The 25,379-nt window shown below is 67.9% G+C and carries 20 protein-coding genes; 12 read left to right on the forward strand and 8 right to left on the reverse strand.

Annotated elements, in window-relative coordinates; genetic code table 11:
- Window positions 1-29: 29 nt before the first annotated feature.
- Window positions 30-1,727, reverse strand: a complete 1,698-nt coding sequence (locus LTT66_RS36480; protein WP_233062992.1) for an FAD-dependent oxidoreductase — start codon at window positions 1,725-1,727, stop codon at window positions 30-32.
- 170 nt (window positions 1,728-1,897) lie between these two features.
- On the opposite strand from LTT66_RS36480, the gene LTT66_RS36485 reads away from it, so the two are divergent.
- The gene (locus LTT66_RS36485; RefSeq protein WP_195067865.1) at window positions 1,898-2,392 is read left to right on the forward strand and encodes a phosphoribosyltransferase; all 495 of its coding nucleotides are present in this window, start codon (window positions 1,898-1,900) and stop codon (window positions 2,390-2,392) included.
- 77 nt (window positions 2,393-2,469) lie between these two features.
- Here the strand turns inward: LTT66_RS36485 and LTT66_RS36490 are convergent, their stop codons facing one another.
- Window positions 2,470-2,997 (reverse strand): MarR family winged helix-turn-helix transcriptional regulator, encoded by a 528-nt coding sequence (locus LTT66_RS36490; protein ID WP_233062994.1) that lies wholly within the window; start codon window positions 2,995-2,997, stop codon window positions 2,470-2,472.
- Window positions 2,998-3,446: 449 nt separating this feature from the next.
- Between LTT66_RS36490 and LTT66_RS36495 the strand changes: the two genes are divergently transcribed.
- Window positions 3,447-4,886 (forward strand): DEAD/DEAH box helicase, encoded by a 1,440-nt coding sequence (locus tag LTT66_RS36495; protein WP_233062996.1) that lies wholly within the window; start codon window positions 3,447-3,449, stop codon window positions 4,884-4,886.
- 172 nt (window positions 4,887-5,058) lie between these two features.
- Here the strand turns inward: LTT66_RS36495 and LTT66_RS36500 are convergent, their stop codons facing one another.
- Window positions 5,059-5,370, reverse strand: a complete 312-nt coding sequence (locus tag LTT66_RS36500) for an IPT/TIG domain-containing protein (RefSeq protein WP_233062998.1) — start codon at window positions 5,368-5,370, stop codon at window positions 5,059-5,061.
- Between the two features lie 24 nt (window positions 5,371-5,394).
- Here LTT66_RS36500 and LTT66_RS36505 point away from each other — a divergent pair, with 24 nt between their 5' ends.
- Window positions 5,395-5,565 (forward strand): hypothetical protein, encoded by a 171-nt coding sequence (locus LTT66_RS36505; RefSeq protein ID WP_233063000.1) that lies wholly within the window; start codon window positions 5,395-5,397, stop codon window positions 5,563-5,565.
- 104 nt (window positions 5,566-5,669) lie between these two features.
- Here LTT66_RS36505 and LTT66_RS36510 read toward each other — a convergent pair whose 3' ends face one another.
- A complete protein-coding gene (locus LTT66_RS36510; RefSeq protein WP_233063001.1) occupies window positions 5,670-6,830 on the reverse strand; it encodes an FAD-dependent monooxygenase in 1,161 nt (386 codons plus the stop codon).
- A gap of 1,107 nt (window positions 6,831-7,937) precedes the next feature.
- On the opposite strand from LTT66_RS36510, the gene LTT66_RS36515 reads away from it, so the two are divergent.
- From LTT66_RS36515 to LTT66_RS36555, 9 genes are all read left to right on the forward strand, one after another.
- Window positions 7,938-12,470, forward strand: a complete 4,533-nt coding sequence (locus LTT66_RS36515) for a HAMP domain-containing protein (protein WP_233063002.1) — start codon at window positions 7,938-7,940, stop codon at window positions 12,468-12,470.
- Window positions 12,470-14,854, forward strand: a complete 2,385-nt coding sequence (locus tag LTT66_RS36520) for a SpoIIE family protein phosphatase (protein ID WP_233063003.1) — start codon at window positions 12,470-12,472, stop codon at window positions 14,852-14,854. The genes LTT66_RS36515 and LTT66_RS36520 overlap by 1 nt, the downstream gene beginning before the upstream one ends.
- Window positions 14,855-15,137: 283 nt before the next feature.
- Window positions 15,138-15,809: a S1 family peptidase gene (locus LTT66_RS36525; protein ID WP_233063004.1), complete on the forward strand. Its 672-nt coding sequence runs from the start codon at window positions 15,138-15,140 to the stop codon at window positions 15,807-15,809.
- An 18-nt stretch (window positions 15,810-15,827) separates the two neighbouring features.
- A complete protein-coding gene (locus tag LTT66_RS36530; protein ID WP_233063005.1) occupies window positions 15,828-16,520 on the forward strand; it encodes a class I SAM-dependent methyltransferase in 693 nt (230 codons plus the stop codon).
- Between the two features lie 477 nt (window positions 16,521-16,997).
- A complete protein-coding gene (locus LTT66_RS36535) occupies window positions 16,998-17,999 on the forward strand; it encodes an alpha/beta hydrolase (RefSeq protein WP_408638894.1) in 1,002 nt (333 codons plus the stop codon).
- A gap of 246 nt (window positions 18,000-18,245) precedes the next feature.
- Window positions 18,246-19,424 carry a DUF3089 domain-containing protein gene (locus tag LTT66_RS36540; protein ID WP_233063007.1) on the forward strand — a complete coding sequence of 393 codons (1,179 nt, stop codon included), beginning with the start codon at window positions 18,246-18,248 and terminating at the stop codon, window positions 19,422-19,424.
- Between the two features lie 104 nt (window positions 19,425-19,528).
- Window positions 19,529-20,365, forward strand: coding sequence for an SDR family oxidoreductase (locus LTT66_RS36545; protein ID WP_233063008.1), 837 nt, complete (start codon window positions 19,529-19,531; stop codon window positions 20,363-20,365).
- Window positions 20,366-20,451: 86 nt separating this feature from the next.
- Window positions 20,452-21,501: a 3-oxoacyl-ACP synthase III family protein gene (locus LTT66_RS36550; RefSeq protein WP_233063009.1), complete on the forward strand. Its 1,050-nt coding sequence runs from the start codon at window positions 20,452-20,454 to the stop codon at window positions 21,499-21,501.
- Window positions 21,502-21,503: 2 nt separating this feature from the next.
- Entirely contained in the window at window positions 21,504-22,424 is a 921-nt protein-coding gene (locus LTT66_RS36555; protein ID WP_233063010.1) for a beta-ketoacyl-[acyl-carrier-protein] synthase family protein, read from the forward strand.
- Between the two features lie 95 nt (window positions 22,425-22,519).
- Here LTT66_RS36555 and LTT66_RS36560 read toward each other — a convergent pair whose 3' ends face one another.
- From LTT66_RS36560 to LTT66_RS36575, 4 genes are all read right to left on the reverse strand, one after another.
- Window positions 22,520-23,098 carry an SLATT domain-containing protein gene (locus LTT66_RS36560; RefSeq protein ID WP_233063011.1) on the reverse strand — a complete coding sequence of 193 codons (579 nt, stop codon included), beginning with the start codon at window positions 23,096-23,098 and terminating at the stop codon, window positions 22,520-22,522.
- 172 nt (window positions 23,099-23,270) lie between these two features.
- Window positions 23,271-23,729, reverse strand: coding sequence for an FAD-dependent oxidoreductase (locus LTT66_RS36565; protein WP_233063012.1), 459 nt, complete (start codon window positions 23,727-23,729; stop codon window positions 23,271-23,273).
- A gap of 1 nt (window position 23,730) precedes the next feature.
- Window positions 23,731-24,519, reverse strand: coding sequence for an oxygenase MpaB family protein (locus LTT66_RS36570; RefSeq protein WP_233063013.1), 789 nt, complete (start codon window positions 24,517-24,519; stop codon window positions 23,731-23,733).
- Window positions 24,516-25,376 carry an oxygenase MpaB family protein gene (locus LTT66_RS36575; RefSeq protein ID WP_233063014.1) on the reverse strand — a complete coding sequence of 287 codons (861 nt, stop codon included), beginning with the start codon at window positions 25,374-25,376 and terminating at the stop codon, window positions 24,516-24,518. Before LTT66_RS36575 ends, LTT66_RS36570 begins: the two co-directional genes overlap by 4 nt.
- Between the last annotated feature and the right edge of the window lie 3 nt (window positions 25,377-25,379).

A 25,379-nucleotide genomic window follows, 5' to 3' on the forward strand; every position in this document is an offset into this window, starting at 1 on the left:
GTCGCCAGGCGACCGGTTTTCCGCCCCGCTCAGACCGGGGTGATCGGCAGACGCAGTGCGCCGGGCGCGGCGACCGGGACCACCGGGTTCTTCGGTTCGATCGACGCGAGCCTGCGGTAACCCGCGCCCAGGGGCGGGCGCTGATCGTCCTCGCCTTTGTTCGGCCACAGTGCCATGGCGCGTTCGGCTTGGGCGGTGATGGTGAGCGACGGATTCACGCCCAGGTTCGCCGAGATGGTCGAGCCGTCGGTGATGTGCAGACCCGGGTGTCCGTAGACCCGGTGGTACGGGTCCACGACGCCGGTCGCGGGCGAGTCGCCGATCGCGCAGCCGCCGATGAAGTGGCCGGTGATCGGAATGTTCATCAGATCGGTCCAGGCGCCCTGCGGGAGGCCGTCGATCTTCTCCGCGATCCGCCTGGTCACCTCGTGACCTTCCGGAATCCAGGTCGGCGGCGCGGCGCCGTCACCCGGCTTGGTCGTCATGCGCCTGCCGAACAAGCCGCGCTTGGTGTAGGTCACGATCGAGTTGTCGACGTTCTGCATGACGAGCACACCCACCATGCGCTCGGACCAGTGTCGCGGATTGTGCAGCCGATGAAGGTTGCGTCGCTGCGCGACGAGCGTTTTCACGCCGAGCAACCAGCGAGCCTTGCCCTCCTGACCGTCCACCAGCACCGTGGTCAGCAGACCCATCACGTTGCTGTTCTTGCCGTAGCGGACCGGCTCGACATGTGTGTGGTCGTTGGGGTGGATGGACGAGGTGATCGCGACGCCTTTGGTGAAGTCGGTGTCCTTGCGCAGCGACCGCGCGGCGAGCACGGCTTCGGAGTTGGTGCGGGCCAGATACCCGAGACGCGGCGAGACATGCGGCAAGCTGCCTCGCTCGCGCAGCCGGTGCAGCAGCTTCTGGGTGCCCAGCGCCGCGGCCGCGAAGATGACCTGGTCTGCGGTGAACGTCTGCGTCGACTTGCGCACCCACCTGCCGGTGCGCACCGTCCGTACCTCGTAGCCGCCCTCCGGCCGAGGCCGCACGTCGGTCACCGTCGTCAGGGGATGCACTGTGGCCCCGGCCTTTTCGGCCAGATACAGGTAGTTCTTCACCAGTGTGTTCTTCGCGCCGTGGCGGCAGCCGGTCATGCATTCACCGCAGTGCGTGCAGGTCGAGCGCGACGGGCCGACTCCGCCGAAGTACGGGTCGGCGACCTCCTGGCCCGGCCGGGTATCGCCGTCCGCGAACAACACGCCCACCGGGGTGCGGCGATAGGTGTGGCCGATGCCCATGTCCTCCGCGACCTCGCGCAGGATCCGGTCCGCCGGAGTGGTCGCCGGGTTCTCGGTGACGCCGAGCATTCGTTTCGCCTGGTCGTAGAACGGCGCCAGCTCCGCGCGCCAATCGGTGATGTGCGCCCACTGCTTGTCGCGGTAGAACTTCTCCGGCGGCTCGTAGAGCGTGTTGGCGTAGACCAGCGACCCGCCGCCGACCCCGGTCCCGCTCATGATGAAGGTGTCGTTGAGCAGCGTCAGCCGCTGGATGCCGTAGCAGCCGAGTTTCGGCGCCCACAGGTACTCGCGCAGGTGCCAGGAATTCTTCGCGTACTCGTCGTCGGCGAACCGACGGCCCGCCTCGAGCACGCCGACCCGGTATCCCTTCTCGGTCAACCGCAGCGCGGCAACGCTGCCGCCGAAGCCGGATCCGATGACGAGCACGTCGTAGTGGCTGTCCATGTACTCGAGCGTATGGCGGTAAACGCGCAGGCCGGACGAGAGATAAGGACGTGATATCGAGATTTCCGGCCATCTTCGCCCGCGGTCGCCACCGCGGCGAGCAACCGGCCGGGAAACTCCGGCGGCCACTCGTATGCTCACTGCGTCGCGTCCAGCGAGAGGGAGAACCGGTGACGGATCGCGAAGTACTGACCTGGGAGTCGTTCGGTTCCGCCAGCCGGGAGCTGGCGACGACCATCGCCGCCGACGGTTTCGAACCCGACCTGATCCTGTCCATCGCCCGCGGCGGGCTGTTCGTGGCGGGCGCGCTCGGCTACGCGCTGGAGGTGAAGAACCTGCACGTGATGAACGTGGAGTTCTATACCGGCGTCGACCAGCGCCTGGATCTGCCCGTGATGCTGCCACCGGTGCCGCAGGCGGTGGATCTGGCCGGCGCCACCGTGCTCGTCGCGGACGACGTCGCCGACACCGGCGCCACCCTGAAGCTGGTCCGCGACTTCTGCTCCGGCAAGGTCGCCGAGGTGCGCTGCGCGGTGATCTACCAGAAGCCGTGGTCGGAGGTGGACAGCGAGTACGTCTGGCGGCGCACCGACCGGTGGATCAACTTTCCGTGGTCCACCGAGCCACCGGTGATGCAGCGCCGCCCGCGCGTGCTCGACGCGTAAACCGACGGCACGGCCGCCGGAATCGCTGAGCGGCCGGAGCCGCTCGTAGACAGCGAGGCCGGCGGGCAGTTTGCGCTTCAGCCACTCCGCCGCTCGGACAGCACCGCCTCCAGGCGTTCACCGAGCGCGTTGACCTGGTCGCGCAGCGCAATGACCGCGTCCACGGGACAGCCGACCTCGCCCAGCACCGAAACGATCATCGACCTGGCTTCCCGTTGCAGCGCGTCACCCGCCTCCGTGGATCGCAGCTCGACCGAGCGGCGGTCGTGCGTGCACCGGACGCTCTCGACCAGTCCGCGCGACTGGAGACGCTGGATCAGCGGCGAGACGGTGCCGTAGTCCAGGCGTAGCTGCTCGCCCAGCTCCTTCATGGTCATCCCCGGCCGCTCCCAGAGCGCGAGCAGAGCGATGTACTGCGGGTAGGTGACCTCCATCGCGTCCAGGAACGGCCGATACGCCGCGGTCATCGCGCGCGAGGTGGAGTAAAGAGCGAAGCACAGCTGATCTGCGAGCGCGAGCAGATCGGGCTCTGCCGCTCTCGCGGTGGCGGGCGCCCCGGCCGGGTCGACACGCACCGCTGGAGAAGGATGCGCTACATCGGGCATCAGGACACCTTACTGGAGCGAAACCGCCCCATAAATGTGTTGTTACCGCATCAGCGTGCGGGTCCGGCCTGCGATGCGGAGCTCGACCGCCACCGGGGCGGCAGCGAGGTCGGGCGCCGTACGCAGCTGGGCGACGGCGTATCCGAGGATCCACTGTCGCAGGTCGGTTGAGCACGAGCCTGGCGGCCCAGCCCTGGCCAGAGGCGAGAAAGATCACCCGATGAGTACGAACCGCCCAGCACAGGCTATTGTCGATCAAGTGCGTGACCCGTCACGCCAAGCGTCGTAGATCGCATTCGCTTCGCAACCAGCGCTTGCCGCATCCGCTCTTATTACGGCGATCGATTTTGCCCATCGGCAATCTCGCCATTTCGTGCCCCCGGCGCGGACCCCGAAGGTCCGCAGACGGCCCGGGCACCACCTGATGCCCGAAAGGCACCGAAACACCTATGAGTTCTGCTGACATCTCTTTTGCCGCGCTCGGCGTGAGCGCACCGCTGGTGAAGGCGTTGACTCGCGCCGGGATCACCGAACCTTTTCCGATCCAGACCGACACCCTGCCCGATTCGCTGGCCGGACGCGACGTACTGGGCCGTGGCCGGACCGGCAGCGGCAAGACACTGGCCTTCGCCATTCCGATGGTCAACCGTCTCGGCGGCGGTCTCGCCGGTAGGCGCGCGCCGAGCCGCCCGACCGGCCTGGTGCTGGCGCCGACTCGGGAACTGGCCACCCAGATCGCGGCCGCGCTGGAACCCCTCGCCGCGGCCTATCGCATGACGGTCACCACGATTTTCGGTGGGGTATCGCAGAACCGGCAGGTCCGGGCCCTGCGCGCCGGTGTCGACATTGTCGTCGCCTGCCCCGGCCGGCTCGAGGATCTGATGAACCAACGTCTGATCTCCCTGGATGCCGTACAGGTCACCGTGATCGATGAGGCCGACCACATGGCCGACCTCGGGTTCCTGCCAGGCGTGACCCGCATCCTCGCGGCCACCCCGAACGACGGTCAGCGCCTGCTGTTCTCGGCCACCCTGGACAACGGCGTCAACAAGCTGGTCAGCCGCTTCCTGCCGGATGCCGAGCTGCATTCCGTCGATGAGGCGAACTCTCCGGTCGCCGCCATGACCCATCACGTTTTCGAAACCGCGAGCGTCGAAGCCAAGCGCGAGGTCGTACACCGGCTCGCCTCGGGCTCGGGTCGGCGAATCCTGTTCATGCGCACCAAACATCAGGCTCGCAAACTGGCCAAGCAGCTGACCCTCGCCGGAATCCCGGCCGTCGATCTGCACGGCAACCTCTCGCAGGGTGCCCGCGACCGCAACCTCGCGGTCTTCGCCGCCGGTGATGCCCTGGTGCTGGTGGCCACCGATGTGGCCGCGCGCGGCGTGCACGTCGACGGTGTCGAGCTGGTCGTGCACGTCGATCCGCCCGCCGAGCACAAGGCCTACCTGCACCGTTCCGGCCGTACCGCGCGGGCCGGCAACTCCGGTGAAGTGATCACCCTGGTGCTGCCCGGCGAACGACGCGACCTGGCCGACCTCATGCGCAAGGCCAAGATCACTGTGACCCCGCAACGGGTCACCGCCGATTCGCCCGTGGTGGCCGAGTTGGTCGGCACGATCGCCCCATTCGTCGCGCCCTCCTACAGCGAGCGTGCGGCACGTGAAGACGACCGCCGCAGCAGCGGCGGACCGTACCGTAGCAGCGGCGGACCGCGCCAAGGCAATGGCGGATCGCGCAGTGGCGGACCGCGCAGCAGCGGATCGCGCGGTAGCGGATCGCGCGGTAGCGGATCGCGCCAAGGCAACGGCCATCGCAACGGCAATGCGGCGCAAGGGCAGTCGCGTGCCAAGCCGCGCGCTCACTCCGCGCGCGGAACGGCCGCATAGGGCCCGTTTCGGTCGCCCCAGACAGGCTATGCCGAGATCGCCGAGGCGCTGAGCATCCCCGGCGAACGTCAGGACACCTTGCTGGGGCGAACCAGTTGCCGGGCTTGCCGAACAAGCGGTTCCGCAGCTGATGCCGGCCGCGAAGCGGGCGCCGGGATTCAGGCGCCGTTGATCACGGGGCGGGTGGTTGTTCGTAGCTGTAGGTCCAGGTGTTCTGGCCGCCGGGTGTGATGACGGTGCAAGGGATTGCCGCGCTGGCGGGATGCGGTGGGGCGGTGGTGGTGATCGCGGTGTCGGAGATGACAGCGAAGCTTGCCGGGATGCCGTCGAAGGTCACGGTGTCGGTGTGGGTGAGGTCGCTGCCGGTGATGGTCACGAGGGTGCCGCCGGTAGTCGATCCGGTGGTGGGGTCGACGTCGGTGATGGTGGGGCTGGGCAGGTAGGTGTAGGTCAGACCACTGGCGGTCCCGCCCGGGGTGGTCACGATGACCGGAAAGGTGCCGGTGCTTTGTCCAAAGAGGGCGCCGACGGTGAGCTGGGTGGCCGTGGCGGGCTGGATGGTGACGGCACCGCACGGGATGTGCCGTGGCACAACGCCGATTCCCGGGACGCGCCCCGGGTCCCCGCATGCGGACTCGACGCGCTGTGCGCCGAACTGGCGGCGGCGTGGCCAGGCTGAGGTGCACCTCAGACCGACACCGAAGGCCAACGTACCCGGCCGTCGGCGTCTGACGGCGAATACATCAGGGGCGGATGTGGTTTGGGCGCGCCGCTACAGTCCCGTCATGACCGGCGCGCCTGATACATCGCGAGTTCCCCCCGTCGGGCAGCCCGCCACCACCGCTGTCCGGAATCGATGCCACGCCGGATCCTGCGCACCGTGGGTACCTGTGTGAGCAGGTGCAGCTGATATCGCCACGGCATTTGCAGCCCGTGCCGAGCCGCCATCGCATAGGCGAACTGCACGGCGCTGCGGTCGAGATACCGATCAGCGTGTTCGAACCAGATCATGCTGCTACGCGCGGCGGCCTGTATCGGACGCAGTGCAGCGCGCCGCTGCGCGTCGTAGTTCTCCAGCGCGTCGGCGACTTCGGCATGCTCGTACAGGTTCTGTGCGAGCACGACGGCGTCGATGATTGCCAACCGGGTGCCCGAACCGATGGTGAAGTGCGTCGTGTGCGCCGCGTCGCCGAGCAGCACCACATTGTCGTGATACCAGGTCTTGTTGGTTACCTCGGGAAAGCGGCTCCACCTTGCGAACTCGCCTCGTGTCTTGCTGATCAACGAGTGACCGTCGAGAAGGCGCGCGAATATGTTCTCCAGAACACGCAAGTTCTCCAGGTTGTCCAGGGAATCGAAGCCCAGCCCGTGCCAAGTCTGCGGTTGGCACTCAACGATGCAGGTGCTGATCTTTTCGGCAACCGACGGGTAGGCATGGAACCAGATCCAACCGGCCGAGGTGTGTTCGAAGGCGAAGGTGAATCTGGTGAAGATCTTGTCCGTACCGAGCCAGAGATATCGATTCTCGCCGAGTGTGACGGACGTGCCGAAACGATGGTCGCCCAGCTGCCGTACCCGGCTGTTCGCGCCGTCGGAGGCGACGATCAGATCGGCGTCGTCGAAGCCGGACAGATCGTGGACCTCTCGCCCGTGCTGGACATCGACGCCCAGGTCGCTCGCCCGTCGGGAAAATACGTCGAGCAATGCCGCGCGCCCCATGCTGAACCCGTAACCCCCGAAATGCGCGGTCTGGTCGTCGCGCACATGGATTGCCTGTTCACGCCAGAGGACCGACCCGGCACGCACCGCCTGGGCGCTGTCGGGGTCGTTCCGATACAGAATGTCGAGCAGGTCGTCCCAATAGACGACGCCCCAGCCATAGGTGGACCCGGGGGGATCGCGGTCGATCACCGTGATGTCATGGGCTGGGTCGCGCCGCTTCATCGAAATAGCGAAGTACAAGCCGGCCGGCCCGCCACCGATACACACGATCTTCATCTGGTCACCAGCTTCAGCCCGGTTGGTCGAACCCGGTCTCACCTGATCGGTACTCGATGCGATCGAGCCCGGCACGCTTGTGCGTGTCGGGCTCGGTCACCGGCGCTAGAAGCTGCCCCAGCCGCCCCAGCCACCCCAACCGGGTGGGTTCCACCAATTCCCCCAGCCGGGATTCCATCCCCAACCGGGGCCATTACCCCAACCGCGGCCATTACCCCAACCGCCGCCGCGACCCCAGCCGTCTCCCCGACCCCAACCGTCACCGCGACCCCAACCGGGGCTGTCGACGAGTTGGGTTGTAGACGTGGGCGTCGTTGCTTGCGCGGCAGGCGCGTGCGCCGCGGCTGCGACGACCGGAATCGCGGCAACAGCGGCTATACCGGCGGCAGCGGCCAACCGGGCGAACTTCGTGTGTGAATTCTTTCTCTCGAACATGATAGGGCTCCAGATCAGTCCCGACCTGCTCGAATCCTACGCGGTTTATCCGAACTGTAAAAGTCGCCGCGTTGAGAAATCGGCGCGGAAACAGGTGGTGGGGCTGCCGACTGGTCTCCGAGGGAGGCGGCCCGATGCCGAATGCTGTCGGGAACGGTGTAGCCGGTGTTTTGTTCCCGGCACTTTCTTCGATGTCGCCTTCACCGACATACGCGCGTTTCTGAACGGATCCGACCGGAATCAACAGCGTGCAGCCGCCACCGGTCGGTCGAATTCCGCGGCGGCGGCGCCACAGCAGGTCAGAGGGTGTCGGCGATCCGCGAGCCGCGGCGTGTCGCCTCGACCACCGGCCACGTCCGGCCGCTCGACGCACCGATCGCGCGCGTGCTGATCGAAACCGCCTGCGGAAGAGCCAGTTTGCGCCTCCGCCACCCGACAGGTCCTGCGGGAGATAGTCCTGCGGAAACCGGATGCCGGGCAGCATCTCTCGTGAATGATACTTTCAGGGACGTAGCCGCCGGTGCATCCGTGTTCAGCAGCCAGCACAGCACCGCTGGGTCGGCGACCCGCCGTGCGCGGAGTCGCGTCCGAATCGGGTGGGGCAGAACGAGGATGACAATGACAGATACGGCGGCATCTGCCCGCACCGCATCCGAGCAGGCTGTCACGGCCGCGGGCCAGGTCGAGCTGCGCCAGCTGCTGGCCGGGTTGACGGCCGTGCGCGACGGTGATTTCGGCACCCGCTTACCGACCGACGCCGACGGGCTGCTCGGCGAGATCGCGACGGTGTTCAACGGCATGGTGGACCAGCTGTCGCTGTTCACCTCCGAGGTCACCCGGGTCGCGCGCGAGGTCGGTACGGACGGGCGGCTCGGCGGTCAAGCCGAGGTGCCCGGCGTGTCCGGTACCTGGAAGGACCTCACCGATTCGGTGAACGCGATGGCGGGCAACCTGACCAGCCAGGTGCGCGATATCGCCCAGGTCGCGACGGCCGTGGCGCGGGGCGACCTGTCCCAGAAGATCGACGTGGACGCCCGCGGCGAGATCTTGGAGTTGAAGAACACCGTCAACACGATGGTCGACCAGCTGTCCGCGTTCGCGGACGAGGTCACCCGGGTGGCGCGCGAAGTGGGTTCGGAAGGCCGGCTGGGCGGTCAGGCGGAGGTGCCCGGCGTCGGCGGCGTATGGCGCGACCTCACCGCCTCGGTGAACTTCATGGCGGGCAACCTGACCGACCAGGTCCGCAACATCGCCCAGGTGACGACCGCGGTGGCGCGGGGCGACCTGAGCCAGAAGATCACGGTGAGCGCCCGCGGCGAGATTCTGGAGTTGAAGAACACCATCAACACGATGGTCGACCAGCTCTCGTCCTTCGCCGACGAGGTCACCCGGGTCTCGCGCGAGGTGGGCACGGAGGGCATCCTCGGTGGCCAGGCGGACGTCAAGGGGGTCTCCGGTACGTGGCGGGACCTCACCGACTCGGTGAACTTCATGGCAGGCAACCTGACCGCGCAGGTGCGGTCGATCGCCCAGGTGGCGACCGCGGTGGCGCAGGGCGATCTGTCCCAGAAGATCCGGGTGGACGCGCGTGGCGAGATTCTGGAGCTGAAGAACACCATCAACACGATGGTCGACCAGCTCTCGGCGTTCGCCGACGAGGTCACCCGCGTCGCCCGCGAAGTGGGCACCGAAGGGAGGCTGGGCGGTCAGGCGGACGTCAAGGGCGTCTCCGGCACCTGGAAGGACCTCACCGAGTCGGTCAACGTCATGGCCGACAACCTCACCGCGCAGGTGCGTTCGATCGCGCAGGTCACCACCGCGGTGGCCCGGGGCGATCTGAGCCAGAAGATCAGGGTGGACGCGCGCGGTGAGATCTTGGAGCTCAAGGAGACCATCAACACGATGGTCGATCAGCTCTCGGCGTTCGCCGACGAGGTCACCCGCGTCGCCAGGGAGGTCGGCACCGAGGGCAACCTCGGCGGCCAGGCGACGGTGCGGGGCGTGTCGGGCACCTGGAAGGACCTGACCGACAACGTCAATGTCATGGCTTCCAACCTGACCGGCCAGGTGCGGTCGATCGCACAGGTCGCCACGGCGGTGGCGCGCGGCGATCTGAGCCAGAAGATCACCGTGGAGGCGAAGGGCGAGGTCGCGGCGCTCGCCGGGGTGATCAACACGATGGTCGACACGCTGTCCGCGTTCGCCGACGAGGTCACCCGCGTCGCCAGGGAGGTCGGCACCGAGGGGATGCTCGGCGGCCAGGCCCGCGTGCCGAATGTGGCGGGCACGTGGAAGGACCTGACCGACAACGTCAACTCCATGGCGAACAACCTGACCAACCAGGTCCGCAACATCGCTCAGGTCACCACCGCGGTGGCACAGGGCGATCTGACCCGCAAGATCGACGTGGACGCCCGCGGCGAGATCCTCGAGTTGAAGACCACGATCAACACGATGGTCGACCAGCTTTCCGCGTTCGCGGCCGAGGTGACCCGGGTCGCCCGCGAGGTGGGGTCGGAGGGCCGGCTGGGCGGGCAGGCCGAGGTCGAGGGCGTCTCGGGCACGTGGAAGCGGCTGACCGAGAACGTCAACGAGCTGGCGGGCAACCTGACCCGCCAGGTTCGCGCGATCGCCGCGGTCACCAGCGCCGTGGCCGAGGGCGATCTGACCCGCTCCATCACCGTGGAGGCCTCCGGCGAGGTCGCGGAGCTGAAGGACAACATCAACGCGATGGTGGAGTCGCTGCGTGAGACCACCATGGCCAACCAGGATCAGGATTGGCTGAAGACCAATCTGGCCCGCATCTCCGGTCTCATGCAGGGGCAGCGAGACCTGCATGTGGTGGCCGGGCTGATCATGGACGAGCTGGCGCCGTTGGTTTCCGCGCAGTTCGGCGCGTTCTATCTCGCCGACGACAGCGACGAGCGGCCGGAGCTGCGGCTGATCAGCTCCTACGGCAGCCCGGAGGAACCCGGCCGCCCGTCGCGGTTCGCCTTCGGCCAGTCCCTGGTGGGCCAGGCCGCGCGCAGCCGTCGCACGATCGCGGTGGACGACGTGCCCGGCGACTACCTCACCATCTCCTCCGGGCTGGGGCAGACCGCGCCGGTCAACCTGCTCATGCTGCCGATCGTGGTGGAGGATCAGGTCCTCGGTGTGATCGAGCTGGCCACGCTGCACCGTTTCACCCGCATCCACCGGGACTTCCTCGACCAGCTGATGGAGACGGTGGGTGTCAACGTCAACACCATCATCGCCAACGCCCGCACCGACGAGCTGCTGGTCGAGTCCCAGCGCCTGACCACCGAACTGCAAGCCCGTTCGGAGGAGTTGCAGGTGCAGCAGGAGGAGCTGCAACGATCCAACGCCGAACTGGAGGACAAGGCGGCGCTGCTGGCCATGCAGAACCGCGACATCGAGGCCAAGAACCTCCAGATCGAGCAGGCCAGGCAGGAACTGGAGACTCGCGCCCAGCAGCTCGCGCTCGCGTCGAAGTACAAGTCGGAATTCCTGGCCAATATGAGCCACGAGCTGCGCACACCGCTGAACAGTCTGCTGATCCTGGCGCAGCTGCTGGCCCAGAACCCGAGCCGCAACCTCACGCCCAAGCAGGTCGAGTACGCGGGCATCATTCACTCGGCGGGCTCGGATTTGCTGCAGCTGATCAACGACATCCTCGACCTGTCCAAAGTGGAGGCGGGCAAGATGGACCTCACGCCCGAGCGTGTGTCGTTGCGTCAGCTGCTGGACTACGTCGAGGCCACCTTCCGGCCGATGACCACCCAGAAGAGCCTTCGCTTCCGCGTCACGACCGCGCCGGGCCTGCCGTTGGACCTGCTCACCGACGACTCGCGGCTGCGGCAGGTGCTGCGGAATCTGCTGTCCAACGCGGTGAAGTTCACCGAGACCGGCTCGGTGCAGCTGCGGATCGAGCCGGCGGAGGCGAGCGAGCTGCCCGCCGCTGTGCGCCAGCACGGCCCGGCCGTCGCGTTCCGGGTGATCGACAGCGGTATCGGCATCGCCGAACACCAGCTCGAGTCGATTTTCGGCGCGTTCCAGCAGGCCGACGGCACGACCAGCCGCAAGTACGGCGGCACCGGCCTCGGCCTGTCGATCAGCCGGGAGATCGCCTACCTGCTCGGCGGCGCCATCACCGCCGAAAGCGCGCTCGGCCGGGGCAGCACGTTCACTCTGTATCTCCCGGTGGCCCGGCCGGACTTCCAGGAGGCGCCGCCCCGCGAGCGGGAGGACGCGCAGCAGGCCGACAGCCGCCCGGAGCACACTCCCGCTCCCACCACGCCACAGCAGCACCGGAGACTGCTCGTCGTGGAGGAACGCCCGCAAGGCCTGTTGTCGCTGGTCGCGCAGAGCGCCGTCGCCGAACTCGCGGACAGCAACGACCCGCGTGGCCCGGTCCAGGTGGTCACCACGGTCGGGGTGGAAGAGGCGGCCGCGGCGATGGCTGCCGAAGCGTTCCACTGCGTGGTGCTCGAGCTGGACATGCCCGACAGCGCCGCGCTGCGCTTCCTGGAGACGATGGACGGGGACGCCGCGTTGCGCAGCGTCCCGGTACTCGTCCACAACCGCCGGCTCGACGCCGAGCAGGAACGCCTACTGCTACAACGCAGCACGCGTCAGCCGCTCGAGTTGCTGTCCAGCCTGGACGATCTGCGGGAACGGATCGCGCTGCACGTCACCGCCGAGGCGCCGGGCGACATGCTGCCCCTGGTACGTCGCGAGGACCCACCCGCCGCCGCACCGCAGCGGCTGGATGGCAAGCTCGCCGGCCGCACCGTGCTCATCATCGACGACGACGCGCGTAACCTCTTCGCGCTCAGCAGCATCCTCGAACTGCACGGCGTGAGCGTGCTGCACGCGGAGGACGGGCGCGAGGGCATCGACAAGCTCCTCGCTCACCCGGAGACGGACCTGGTCCTGATGGACGTGATGATGCCCGAGATGGACGGTTACACCGCGACGGCGACGATCCGCGAGATGCCGCAGTACGAGAGCCTGCCGATCATCGCGGTGACGGCCAAGGCGATGCTGGGCGACCGCGAGAAGAGCCTCGCGGCGGGCGCCAACGACTACGTCACCAAACCGGTCGACGCGGACGCGTTGCTCGCGTGCATCCAGCACTGGCTGGCCGTCTGATGACCGATCTGGACAGCCCCGGCACCGAGACCGGGACGATATCGGACGGTCGCCCGGCCGCGGGGCCGGCCGTCCACCGCCTCGCGGCCACCGTGGAGCGGTTGCGCACGCAGATCCAGCAGGCCCAGGCCACCGCCGACGGGCGCGCGCTGATCGAGATGGCCAAGGGCGTACTGGTCGAACGGCTGCACTGCGGGCCGGCGCAAGCTGCGCGGCAGCTCGGCGCCCTCGCCGAGCAAGCGGGTATCACGCCCTTGGAATTGGCCGCCGAGCTGGTCAACCAAGCGGCCCAGGACGAGGTCAGCGCGGTGGTAGGGGAATTTCTGCAGCGCACCGCCACGCGGGGGGAGCCATCGGCGGCGGTGCGGTTGCGCACCGCCGAAAGCGGGCTGCTCGCAGCCGGCGACACGCAACGCGTGGCCGAGTCGCTCCTGGAACACGCTGTGACGCCGCTGGGCGCCACGGCAGTGGCGATCTGGGCCGCAGGCGCCGACGCGTCGCTGACCCTGGCGGGTTTCGCCGGCATCAGCCCGCCCGAGGCCGAGCGATGGCGGTACGTGCCGCCCGGCGTGGCGACCCCGGCCCGGCAGGCGCTGGTAGAGCGCAACGCGGTGTGGATCGAAGACCTGGGCCGCTCCGGGCTGCCGTCGATCGGTGACCGCGACGGCGGCCGTGCGGCGATTCCGGCGGGCGCCGGGGGCAAGCTGCTCGGTGTGCTGGAAGTGTGCTGGCCGCGGCCGCTCGAGACGCAGCCGTCCCAGGTGCACCGGCAATTCGAGGCGCTGGCCGAGCTGTGCGCGCACACCCTGGAGTCGGACCTGGCCGCGGTGCGGACACCGGACCGGCCCGATATCGCGGATCTCGTGCGGCTCGCGGACGGCCTTTTCGACCCAGCGCTCGTGCTGCTGCCCCAGCTCGACGACGGTGGCGTGCTCGTCGACTTCTGCATCCACCACGTCAACAGTTGCTTCATCGATCCAGCGGGCCGCCCCCGCGGCCTGGTCAACGGTGCGCTGCTGCTCGAGGCGTACCCGCTGGCCGCGGGCGATGGGCAACTGTTCGAGCGGATCGAGCACGTCTACGCCACCGGCGAGACCTACCGCACCGACCGAGTGATGCTGACCGAATTGGTCGATCAGGTGCCGCTGACCGTCTCGACCGCGCTCAGCATCAGCCGCCACGGTGACACCGTCCTGGTGGTATGGCGGGTGGAGGACGAGACGGCCAGGCTGGCGGCGCTGCTGCAACACGCGCAGCGCTTGGGCCGCGTCGGCGGGTTCGAGGAGAACGCGGCCACCGGCGAGATCACCTGGAGCAACCAACTGTTCGCCCTCTACGGGCTGGCGCCGACCGAGGACCCGATTCCGCTCGCGCAGCTGCCCGCGCACGTCCACGACGACGACGCCGACGCGGTGGGGCGGTTCCTGCGGACCCTGGTGCGCTACCGCCGCTCGGCCTCGACGGCCTTCCGCCTGATCCGGCCGGACGGCGTGACCCGGCACATCCGGATCGTCGCCGAACCGGTGCTCGAGGCGGGGCACCTGGCCGCCATCCGCGGCGCCTATCAGGACATCTCCGCACAGCACTGGACCGAGGTCGCGCTGTCGGCCACACGTGACCGGCTCGCGCACACCGAGCAGCACGCTGCCGAACAGAGTCAGCTGGCGCGGCAGCTCCAGCAGGCGATAATGCCGGCCGCGCCGCCGTCCATCGACGCGTTCGGGCTGCGCATCGCGGTGCGATACCGGCCCGCCGAGCAGGACCACACAGTCGGCGGCGACTGGTACGACGCGGTCGTACTGCCGTCCAAGCACATTTTGGTGTCCGTCGGCGACATCACCGGCCACGGCATCAAGGCGGCCACCGGCATGGTCGTGCTCCGCAATGCCCTGCGCGGCCTCGCCGCCACGGGCGCAGGCCCCGGGCAGATGCTTACGTGGCTGAATCTGGTGGCCCACCACCTGACCGAGAACATCTTCGCCACCGCCATCTGCGGGCTCTACGACCCGCAAACCCGGGTGCTGCGCTGGGCCCGCGCGGGCCACTTACCTCCGGTGCTGGTGCGCGCGGGCCGTGCCACCAGCCTGCCCATGCTCCAAGGCATGCTCCTCGGCGCCGTGGCGGAGACGACATTCGAGGAGGCCGAACTCCAACTGGAACCCGACGACACTCTCCTGCTCTACACGGACGGATTGATCGAACGCCGGGATCGGCTGTTGGACGAGTGCATAGAGCGGTTGCTCGTGACCTCGGCGCAACTCACCGGGAGCCTGGACGAACGTCTGGACGACCTGCTCGACGGTAGCGATGCCGACACGGATGACGACACCTGCGTGGTGGGCATCCAGGTGGGACCGGGCCAGAACCCGCTGAGCAATCGCTGACCGCCGCCCACCAGCACCGGCATCGCCCCGGCCGCCAACCATTCGCCGGCCGTGCCGGTTTTCCTCGGCTCCCGTGGCTCCCGACTCGGCTCGATTCAGTGCGCACGATATGGGCCATTCGAGCGATGTCCCGTTTCCGTCTCGTTCGGGTGGGTAGCTCGGAGTGGGAGCACACGAAAGTACGCGCTGGTCGCGGACTTCGGTGAGGAGACGCCGCGGGCGTCGGCTGCGGCTCGGGTCGGGTCGGGTCGCGGCAAACTTGCTCGATCCGGTTGGAGGAACAATGACTCGATCGCTGATGAAGGTTGTCGCCGCGGCGGCGCTGGCGTGCGGCCCGGTCTCGGCCGGCGCCGGTACGGCGGTCGGTGTTCCGCAGTTGCCACCACCGCCGATAGGCGGTGGCTCAGGGATCGTGATCGATGACCACGCCGAGTGCACGCTCACCACCATCGGCTACGACGCAGGCGGCCGGTTGGTGGGTTTGACCGCGGGCCATTGCGGTGAGCCCGGGGCGCGCGTCGCGTCCGTGACGTATCCCAGCTACGGAGTGCTGGGGCGCTTCGTCTACGCCGATCGTGAACTGGACTACGGGATCATCGAATTCGATGCCGCGCGAGTCGATCCCATCCGAGACGTCGGCGGGTTCTTCATCGACGGTCTCGGCGCTCCCGCGCAATTTCCCGACGTCGTGTGCAAGAAGGGCCGCACCACCGGCCGAACCTGCGGTGTCGCCTGGGGCGACATGATGGGCGACAGCCGCGACACCTGGACCCAGATGTGTGTGCTCAAAGGCGATTCCGGCGCACCGGTGGTGATCGGTTCGACCCTGGTCGGCATGGTCAACGCCTACTTGGGCATGGGATGCCTGGGGCCCGAGGTAGGAACCGACATCAACGCCATCCTCACCGACGTCGACTCCCGCGGTGACATAGGCGCCGGATTCCGGCCGATCTGAGATTGCGACAATTCATGGATGGTGGTGCTGTCTCTGCTCGACCGGTTCAACCAGCGACATCCGTGGAGCCACAACGATCACTACGGCCGCTGGGTCGTCGGCCGGGTGGCGTCGTCCGGAGCTCGTCACGTCCTCGATGTCGGTTGCGGCACAGGCAACCTCGTCGCCCGGCTGCGTCGCCACGTCACCACCGTGACGGCGCTCGAACCGGACCCCGCGACGGCCCGGGTGGCGGCGGAGCGCTTCACCGACGATCCCGCGGTGACCATCGTGCACGCCGATTTCGCCGGGCGCGACCCACGGCGGCGCTGGGACGCGATCACCCTCGTCGCCGTCCTGCACCATCTGCCCCTGGCGCCGACCTTGCGCGAGTTGCGCGACTGTCTGGCACCGGGCGGGCGGCTCGTGATCGTCGGCTGCTACCGCCGAGCCGGACCCATCGACTTGCTCGCCGATCTGCCTGCCATAGTCGCCAACCCGGTGATGGGACTGATCGAGCACCCGTCCCGCGCCGCCGCGCTGCCCCCGCACATGACCGCACCGACCGCCGATCCGAAGGAAACCCTCGCGGAGATCCGGGCCGCCGCCGAGCTGGAACTGCCGGGCGCCCGGATCCGTCGTCGTCTGTTCTGGCGATACACCCTGGTCTACGACGCCCCCTCCGACCGTGCCACCGACTCGATGAACCAGGGATGGGTGCCACCAGCGTGACGCGGTTGGATCGTTCCGGCTATTGCTCGGCGGTCCGGGGCGCGTTCGGTCGTGCTTCGGCGCGCAGCCGCCTGCCGGTCGACAACGACACCTGGAACCCCTCGCCACGCCGCTTGTTCGAGACGCGCCTCCGCGGCGACACGCCCGACTCCCGAGCACCGATGGAGCGCCGCTGTGCCGCCGCTGTTCGAGCTACCATCTGACGAGGTCGCTCACCAGCGGTTTCAGCCGGTGATCCGCATCGCCTCACGCTGGTAGGCGGGCCCAGCGCCGGTGAGTTGCCCGCACTCGTGCGAGGGGTCAGGTCAGGGGTTCCCATGTCTGACTATGACGGCGCCCGGGGGCCGCCGCGGCGCGACCTAGGATGGTCTTCCGATCCCGGGCGCGGCGGGCCGCGAGTGCGGAGGAAGCGAGTTGCCCTCAGCGACAGTCTGATTCGGATCCGATAGTTCAGTGAACAGGAAGAGGCCAGGAGGTATGCGGGTGGGCGTGGCAGCGCGATCTGGAAAGCAGCGGGTTGTTCGTGGTCGGCTGAGGAAGACCGGCGCTGCCATGGTGACGGCTGTGCTCCTGTCGTCGCTCGGAGCTGCCGCGGCTACCGCCGCGCCGATCCACGCGCCGATATTGCGCGCACCGGCAGGCGGTCACACGGAGCTTTCCGTGCCGTCCAGCATGGGGCCGATCAAAGTCCAGGTCCAGTGGGCCGCCCGCGGCGGGAGCGCGGCCCTCTATGTGCTCGACGGTCTGCGTGCGCCGGCCGACCACAATCAGTGGACGACCGATACCGACGCCCTGCGCCAGTTCGCCGGAGACAACGTCACATTGGTGTTCCCGGTCGGCGGACATTCGAGCTTCTACACCGACTGGTACCGGCCGAGTAGCACCAACGGTCAGAAGACCACGTACAAGTGGGAGACCTTCCTCACCCGTGAACTGCCTGCCTACCTGCAGCGGTACGGTGTGTCGCGAACCAACAACGCGATCGTCGGGGCCTCCATGGGGGGTAACGCCGCCCTGACGCTGGCCGCCCACCATCGCAACCAGTTCAAGTTCGCCGGCTCCTTCTCCGGATTCCTGCACCCGACGTTTCCGCTCTGGAACGAGGCGATGCGTGCCGCCATGTGGGACGAGGGCAACTTCAATGTGGACGACATGTGGGGTCCGGTCGGCGACCCGGCCTGGAGCCGCAACGACGCCACCGTGCAGGCGGAGTTGCTGCGCGGACTGCCGATCTACGTATCGACCGGCAATGGCCTGCCCGGTCCGCTCGACCTGCCGTACGGAGTCGGGAACACGGTCAACGCGATGGGCCTGGAGTCGATGACGACCACTGCCGCCCAGATGTTCCGTGATCGAATCGCCGCGCTGGGGATCACCGCCCGCGTCGACGTCGTCGACGGAACGCACACCTGGCCCTACTGGCAGCAAGCGCTCGCGACCGCGCGTCCGATGATCCTCGATACGCTCGGAGCGCACTGACCTGCTGCCACCAACGCGGTTTCGTCTTCCCCGCTGAGGCACGCACAGCTGTCGCCGCTGTCGACCGGCACCTGCCGAGGGGCCGAGCAGCCACCGAATCGCATCGACCGTCACCGAGGCGACGGATCGCCGTCCCGCCATGGGCGATCGTCGCTAGGCTGACGCCGTCGAAGGCGCCCGGACGACCGTTCGCGGTGCGGCGAGGTCAGCACCGATGGCCGGTGTGGAACCAGTGAGGTGTGCGCGATGCGGGACAGTCGGTGGCGGCGGGCGGTGGCGGCCGTCGTATGCGGAGTCGGACTGTGTGCGGGGTCGTCGGTGAGCGCGGTGGCCGACCCGGCCGGTGATGCCGGTGTCGTATGGCTGTGCAGGCCGGATCAGGCGAATGATCCCTGCCGTGGCAGCTCGGCGACGACGGTGCGGCAAGCGGGGCAACCCGATGTGCGTGCGGAACCCGCTCCCGCCGGCGATTCCGAGGTGGACTGCTTCTATGTCTATCCCACGGTGTCGGTGCAGCCGACGCCCAATTCCGACACGGCGGTGACGCCGGAGGTACGGGCGGTCGCCGAACAGCAGGCGGCCCGATTCTCCCAGGTCTGTCAAGTGTTCGCGCCGGCGTACCGGCAGCGGACCGTTACCGCGCTGGCGGCGGAGCGGGCCTACTCCCCCGAGCAACGCGCCGAGATGGCGCGGATCGCATACGAGGACGTGCTGCGGGCGTGGCGGCAGTTCGTCGCGGAGCGCGAGAGCGGGAGGCCGGTCGTGCTGATCGGGCATTCGCAGGGTGCGCGCATGCTGCGCCAACTGATCCGAGAGGAGATCGAGCCGCAACAGGCGGTGCGCGACCGCATCCTGTCGGCGATCCTGCTCGGCGGGAATGTGGTGGTGCCGAAGCACAGTGACGTCGGCGGCGACTTCCGCTATCTGCCGCTGTGCCGCAGCGAGCGCCAGACACGATGCGTGCTCGCCTGGCAAACCTTCGGCGCAACCCCGCCGCCGGACAGCCGATTCGGCCGCAACCCGATGACCCCGGAGCCGCTGCCTCGGCCGTACGGCCCCGACTACGAGATCGCCTGCACCAACCCGACCTCGCTGACCGAGAACGAACCGCGCACCGCGGCAACCGTGCTCCGGACGAGCCCGGTGCCCAGCCCGCTCGGCGTCGAAATGGCGCTGCGCCGCGGACCATCCGCCGTCATCGCGCCGACCCCGTGGCTGGTCCCCGCCGAAAAGTACCGGCTGCAGTGCGTGCGCGGCGGCGATGCCACGGCACTGCTGGCGACTCCGGAACCGGGCAGCCCCGAGCTGTACCCCGTCCCCGACGCGACGTGGGGTCTGCACCTCACCGACGTGGAGATCGCCCTCGGTGATCTGGTTCGCATCGTGGCGTCCCAGCACAGCGCCGATCGCGCGGCGCACCGCTGAAACCACCGGCGCCGCCGGGCCGCGCGCACCCGAGCCGCGAAAATCTCGGACCGGTGGCCGTGTCAGCAATTCGCGAGGAAACTTCTGTGGCAGGGTGGTCGGCTGTGCAGACAATCCTGATCACGGGGGCGACCTCGGGTATCGGTCTCGAATCGGCTCAGCAAGTGGCGACGCAGGGGCATCGGCTCGTCTTGGTCGGCCGGAATCCACAGAAGCTCTCCGGCGCGGCGCAGCTGGTCCGCGCGGCAGGGGCGTCGAGCGTCGACACGCTGGAGTGCGATTTCGCCTCGCAGTCGTCGGTCCGGCGGCTGGCGAAGGAGGTGCTGGCCACCTATGACCACTTGGATGTGCTGACCAACAACGCCGGTGGCTATTACCCGGCCCGAATCGAAACCGAGGACGGCGTCGAGTCGACGTTCGCGGTGAACCATCTCGGCGGTTTCCTGCTCACCGAACTGCTCGTCGATCTGATGGTGCACAGCGCACCGTCCCGCATCGTGTTCACCTCGTCGGTCATGCAGTTCGGCGCCACCATGGATTTCGCGGACCTCGGCTTCCGGCGCGGATATTCGGGAGAAAAGGCCTACAGCCGCTCCAAATTGGCGAATGTCCTCTACGCCCGTGCCCTGGCGCGACGCCTCGACGGCACCGGTGTGACGGTCAACGCCTTCCACCCCGGTGCGGTAGCGACCGGAATCTGGGATTCGATGCCCTGGTTCGGGCGACCCTTCGCGGCGCTCGCCAAACGAGTGTTCATGATCTCCGCCGCGGAGGGCGGCCGGGCACTCACGTACTTGGCCACCGATCCCGCCGTCGCCACGGTCAGTGGCTGCTATTTCCAGAAGAACCGCATCAAGACTCCGTCGCGCGCAGCCCAGGACGACGCGGTCGGACAGCGCCTCTGCGATGTCAGTGCGACCTTGGTCGGGCTGACCGAGTAGGCGCAGCGGACCCGTCATCGGCGACCGCGTTGCCGCCGAGCACCACCCGAGTTTTCGTCGCCGACTGGAGCAGAAAGCAGGGGACCATGCTTCGTACGCGTTTCGAGTCGATCGGCTCGTACACACCCACCACCGTCCGCTCCACCGAGGATCTGATCGCCGACCTGGCTGTGCCGAGGTCGCTGGATCTGGAGCGGATCACCGGAATCCGGAATCGGCGTGTCTACGACTCGGATCCGGACCGGTACGAATCGTCCTTCGAGCTGGCGTTGCACGCGATCGAGGACTGTCTGCGGCACTCCGATTACCGGGCCGACGAGTTGGACATCGTGATCTCGGCGTCCATCACACGCACGCGTGGCACGGGGATCTTCTGTTACGCACCGTCTTTCGCGCTGATGCTGGGTAGAGCGATCGGCGCGAAGGCGGCGCGGCACTTCGACGTTTCGAACGCCTGCGCCGGGATGATCACCGGTGTGATGGTGCTCGACCGCATGATCAAGGCCGGTGTCGTGCGCAATGGCCTGGTGGTCAGCGGGGAGCAGATCACGCCGATCGCCGAGACGGCTGTCCGCGAGATCAGCGAGCCCTACGACCCGCAGTTCGCCGCGTTGACCGTCGGGGACGCGGCAGCCGCGGTCGTGCTCGACGGCCGTGGTGACGACGACGACGAGATCCACTACGTCGAGATCATGACCGCGGCCGAGGGCGCCGAGCACTGCATCGGAATGCCCAGTGACCGTACCGGCGGTATCGCGATGTACACCGACAACCGCGCCATGCAGAACGAGGCCCGCTACCAGCAGGCCATCAACCGGATGTCGGACTTCTTCGCCGAGACCGGGCGCAGATGGGAGAGCGAGAAGTACGACTACTGGATTCATCACCAGTTCAGCGCCCCGGCCATCGAATACATCTCGGATCTGACCGAACGTCACTTCGGCACGCCGATGCCGCAGGCTCTCAATGTGTTGCACGACTATGGCAATACCGCCTCTACCTCGCACTTCCTGGTTCTGCACGAGCATCTCGCGCAAGCGCGAATTCCGAAAGGGTCGAAAATTCTCATGATTCCGGCGGCGTCGGGCATCGTCTCCGGATATCTCGCCGCGACCATCTCGCGTCTGGAGGCATGACCATGGGGACGACGATCATCTCGGCCGCCACGAACTCCGACCCGGACACCGGTAGCTACTTCGAACTGGCCGCGCGCGCGGCACTCGCCTGCGTGGAGCGCTCCGGTGTCGGCCTCGACGAGGTCGGCATGCTGGTCAACGCGGGCGTCTTCCGCGACCGCAACATCTCCGAGCCCGCGGTGTCGGCGCTCATCCAGAAGCGGATCGGCCTGGGACTGGTTTACGAGGCAGAGCGTGCTGCTGCCTTCTCCTTCGACCTGATGCACGGCGCCACGGGGCTGCTGCATGCGCTCGTGACCGCCGATTCGTTCCTGGCGACGGGTGCCGTGCGGTACGCATTGCTCGTCGCGGGTGACACTCACCCCTCGACCCGGCGCCACGTCGCCGGTTTCCCGTACAGCGCGAGCGGCGCCGCACTGTTACTCGGGACTTCCCCTACCGCAAGCGGATTCGGTCAGCTCCATTTCCGCGAGACCACCGGCGTTGTCGACCCGACCGCCTGGGTGGCCTTGGACGATGCGGGCGCGGACGGCCGCAGCGCCATGTGCGTTCGCGCCGGTGCGGAGGACCCGGTCGCTCTGGCGACCGCGGCGGTGCATTCCTGCCTGGACGCGGAAGGACTCGACGGCGCTGATTTCGCCGAGGGGAACGCGGTGCTGCTGGCTCCGGTCCGGGATGTCGGATTCCGTACCCGCTTGGCCGACACCCTCGCCATCCCGTCGGCGTCGGTCGCCGGTTTCGACCCCTCGATCGGAGATCCCTACACCGCGGCCCCCGTCCATGCCTATCTCCACGCAGTGGACACGGGTTCGATCGACACCGCGCGCACGGTGATCTTCCTGGCCGCGGACGGCACATCGGCCGCCTGCCTCGCCTACCACCCACGGCTGGCGTCACCGGCGCGACAGAAAACGCTCGCCTAGAACCGGATCGGCCATGACGGGAAGTCACCCCGCCGCGGACGGTGGAGTGGCCCCGTTGATACCGGCAGGGCGGGTGGCCGTGCCGAGGACAACGTTCAGTAATCCGCCTCGCGCGCGATCACCTCGTTGACTCGGTGGGAGAAATCCCTGAGCAGTCCCATGCGCCGGTCGATCTCCCCGTTGGAGTTGGCGGGCGCCCGCGAAACAGAGGCCCATTCGAGTTGGAAGTCGCACAGCATCGCGTTGATCGACTGCGCGTTCCGGAGGTCACGCGTCCACGCCGTCGAGACGCCGAAGAACCGATCGAATGCCGCGCAGGCGGCGGCGCAGGCGAGCAGTGCGTAACCCCAGCTCGGGTTGACGGCATCCACTCCGGCGGTGGTCAACAGGGGCACCAGGATTCCGAGTAGGCCCAGAACGATCACCGCCGCGGTGAGGGCTAGACTCATCCGCCGCTTCATTTGTTTGTCCCGCGCATACCAATCGCGTGCCTCTATGGCATACGACTCGACGCGTTGGAACAGCCGGGCAAGGGTCTCATCGGAACTCGACCAGTCGGCGGAACGGAGGTCCAGCGAAGGCGGCACTCCGAGGTCCTGCGAGCGATCCCCGCCGAAGGGCGATCGGTGCTCTGTCACGGCCGTACTGTAGCGCCCACCACCCGCGAAGTTCATATCTTCAGCTGTTCCGCAGGTCGGCAGGCGGTACCGTGAACGGCTCGGACGCCCGTTCGGTCTCCCGACACGTGTGACGCGCTGCCGCAACAGGTTTCAGGCTCCGCACACGATCACCGAACACGACCATTCGGTCGGGACCGGTTGGCGAGGTGGCGGGGGAACGGATCGCTCACCCCACGTAGTCACCGACCGCATCGACGGCACGGCGGGCTCTCTCCGCCGCGGACTCCATGGTGGACGGTAGTTCGGTCCGGGCCCAGTCGCCGGCGAGGAAGAGCCCGGGGATGGGTGTCGTCTGGTTCAGTCGCAAAGATTCGAATCCCGGCTGGGCGGAGAAGGTGGCCTGCGGCTGATGGATCACCTTGGTCCGCAGGATCTGCGCGGCACGGGCCTCCGGGTAGTGCTGGTAGAGCGATTCCATTGCCCTGCCGATGAACTCGTTGCCGGGGAGATGGACGACATCCCAGGACGCGCTCACCGCGCGCGAGTAGCAGTAGCCCGCGGCGCCGATTCTCAGCCAGGTCCTTACGGCCGCGGGGCGGTCACGCCACGGAATCGGCGGCCAGGCCAGCCAGGCCAGTCCGGCAGTGTTGCGCAAGACAGCGGGCAGCCGGCCCGGCCTCCTCATACTACGCGGCGGTGCGCGCAGTGTAGAGGTACTTCGCGCGACGAGGCGCCACACCCGCCGCGGCTCGGAGTGCCACGGCGTAGAGCCGCAACGCGTGCTGGTCCACCGGCCGCTGCGGCACGCCCAGCAGGTCGCCGGCTCGCGGGTGCTGGATCGCGCGCACAACGCGAATCGGCAGCGCCCGTGGTATCCACGCGTCCGGGCGCAACACCTGCGGCGCCAGTCGCAGCGCGGCTGGACTCACGCGCAGTGCCGTGCCGCACGCCTCCTCGAAATAGTCGTAGAACTCCGGCAGCGTGCGCGGCATATGCCGACCGGAAATGCCGTATCGGCCATACCAGACGAGACTTTCGTCGTAGAGGCGCGCGCTTTCCACGGGCGTCAGCGGACGAATGAATGTATTGATCGCGAAGAACAACGTGTCGACATACGTCGCATGCTGGAAGAAGAACACGTCCGGCCGAAGCGCGTGATAGCGAGCGCCGGAATCGTCGGCGCCGTGCACATGGGCGTGCCCCGCATGGATCAGCGATCGCAGATCACGGCCCGAGTACGCGATCTGGACCATCGCGTTGACGGTGCGCCGCTTGTGCAGCCACAGCCGATAGGTCACGTGCTCGGTGAGCGCCGTCGCGATCGCCGGATGCAGGATCTGCAGCGCCACCGCCCGGGGAAGCGCCAGCGCGAAGCGGCGGTCACCGAGGTATTTGCGCAGCAACGGTCCTGGTGCGTCCGGGCCGCCCGCGCGACGCTCGGCGTGCGCTCCGGCACCGCTGAGTTCGGTCTTCACACCAATGTTTTCCCGAGTTCACGTCGCCTGCGCATGTCACGGAGATAGGTCTCGAACGGATACAAGCGCCAACGCTCCGGCAGCACGCGCATCACCAGCCCGATCGAACGCATCGTCAGCTCGAACACCCGCTGCCGACGAGGGCTCCACGCCAACCCCAGCTGCTCGCGAAAGCGTTGCGGGAGAAAGCCGGTGGTGAAGAATCGGTTCGCTCGGCGAAACACCACCCGCTCGACTCGCCGATAGGGCCCGAGATCGACAACTTGATCGAGCAGATACGCCCGAACTTCCTCGTCCACCGCGAGATCGGACAGCTTGGCGTCCCAATATTCGTCGAATGCCGCACGATCGCGCGGCCACAACTCCGGCCGCATCTGCAATGTCGTTCCGAATCGGCTGGCCTCACGGTACAACTCGTCGGCCAGATCGTCGTCCACGGGGCCGTAGAGGAAGGTGAGCGAATCGAGAGTGCCGCGGTAGAGGCATGCGGCAACCCACAGTTGCAGTTCCGGATCGAAGGCGTTGTACTTCACCGGGCTGTCGGGACCGGATCGCACATGACGATGCGACGTGTCGACCGCCGCCCGATAGGCCGCGCGGTCTTCCTCGGTGCCCAGCATCGCCACTGCCAGATAGGTCAGGGTCGTGCGGCCGCGCTTACGGGGATGCAGGGTGTAGCGACCACTGTCGACCGTGCTCTCGACCACGCCGCGGCCGACCGGAGGCAAGCTGAGCTGCATGATCACATTGGCCGGGCCGCCCAGCAGCGCCGCGGGACCCGCCATGTAGCGGCGTCGTCGGCCCTGCTCCACCTCGGAAGTGACCAGTGGCCGCGCTGCCGGTTCAGGACGAGACATACC

Origin of the sequence: Nocardia gipuzkoensis, from assembly GCF_021183645.1 — a bacterium.
Lineage (GTDB): Bacteria > Actinomycetota > Actinomycetes > Mycobacteriales > Mycobacteriaceae > Nocardia > Nocardia abscessus.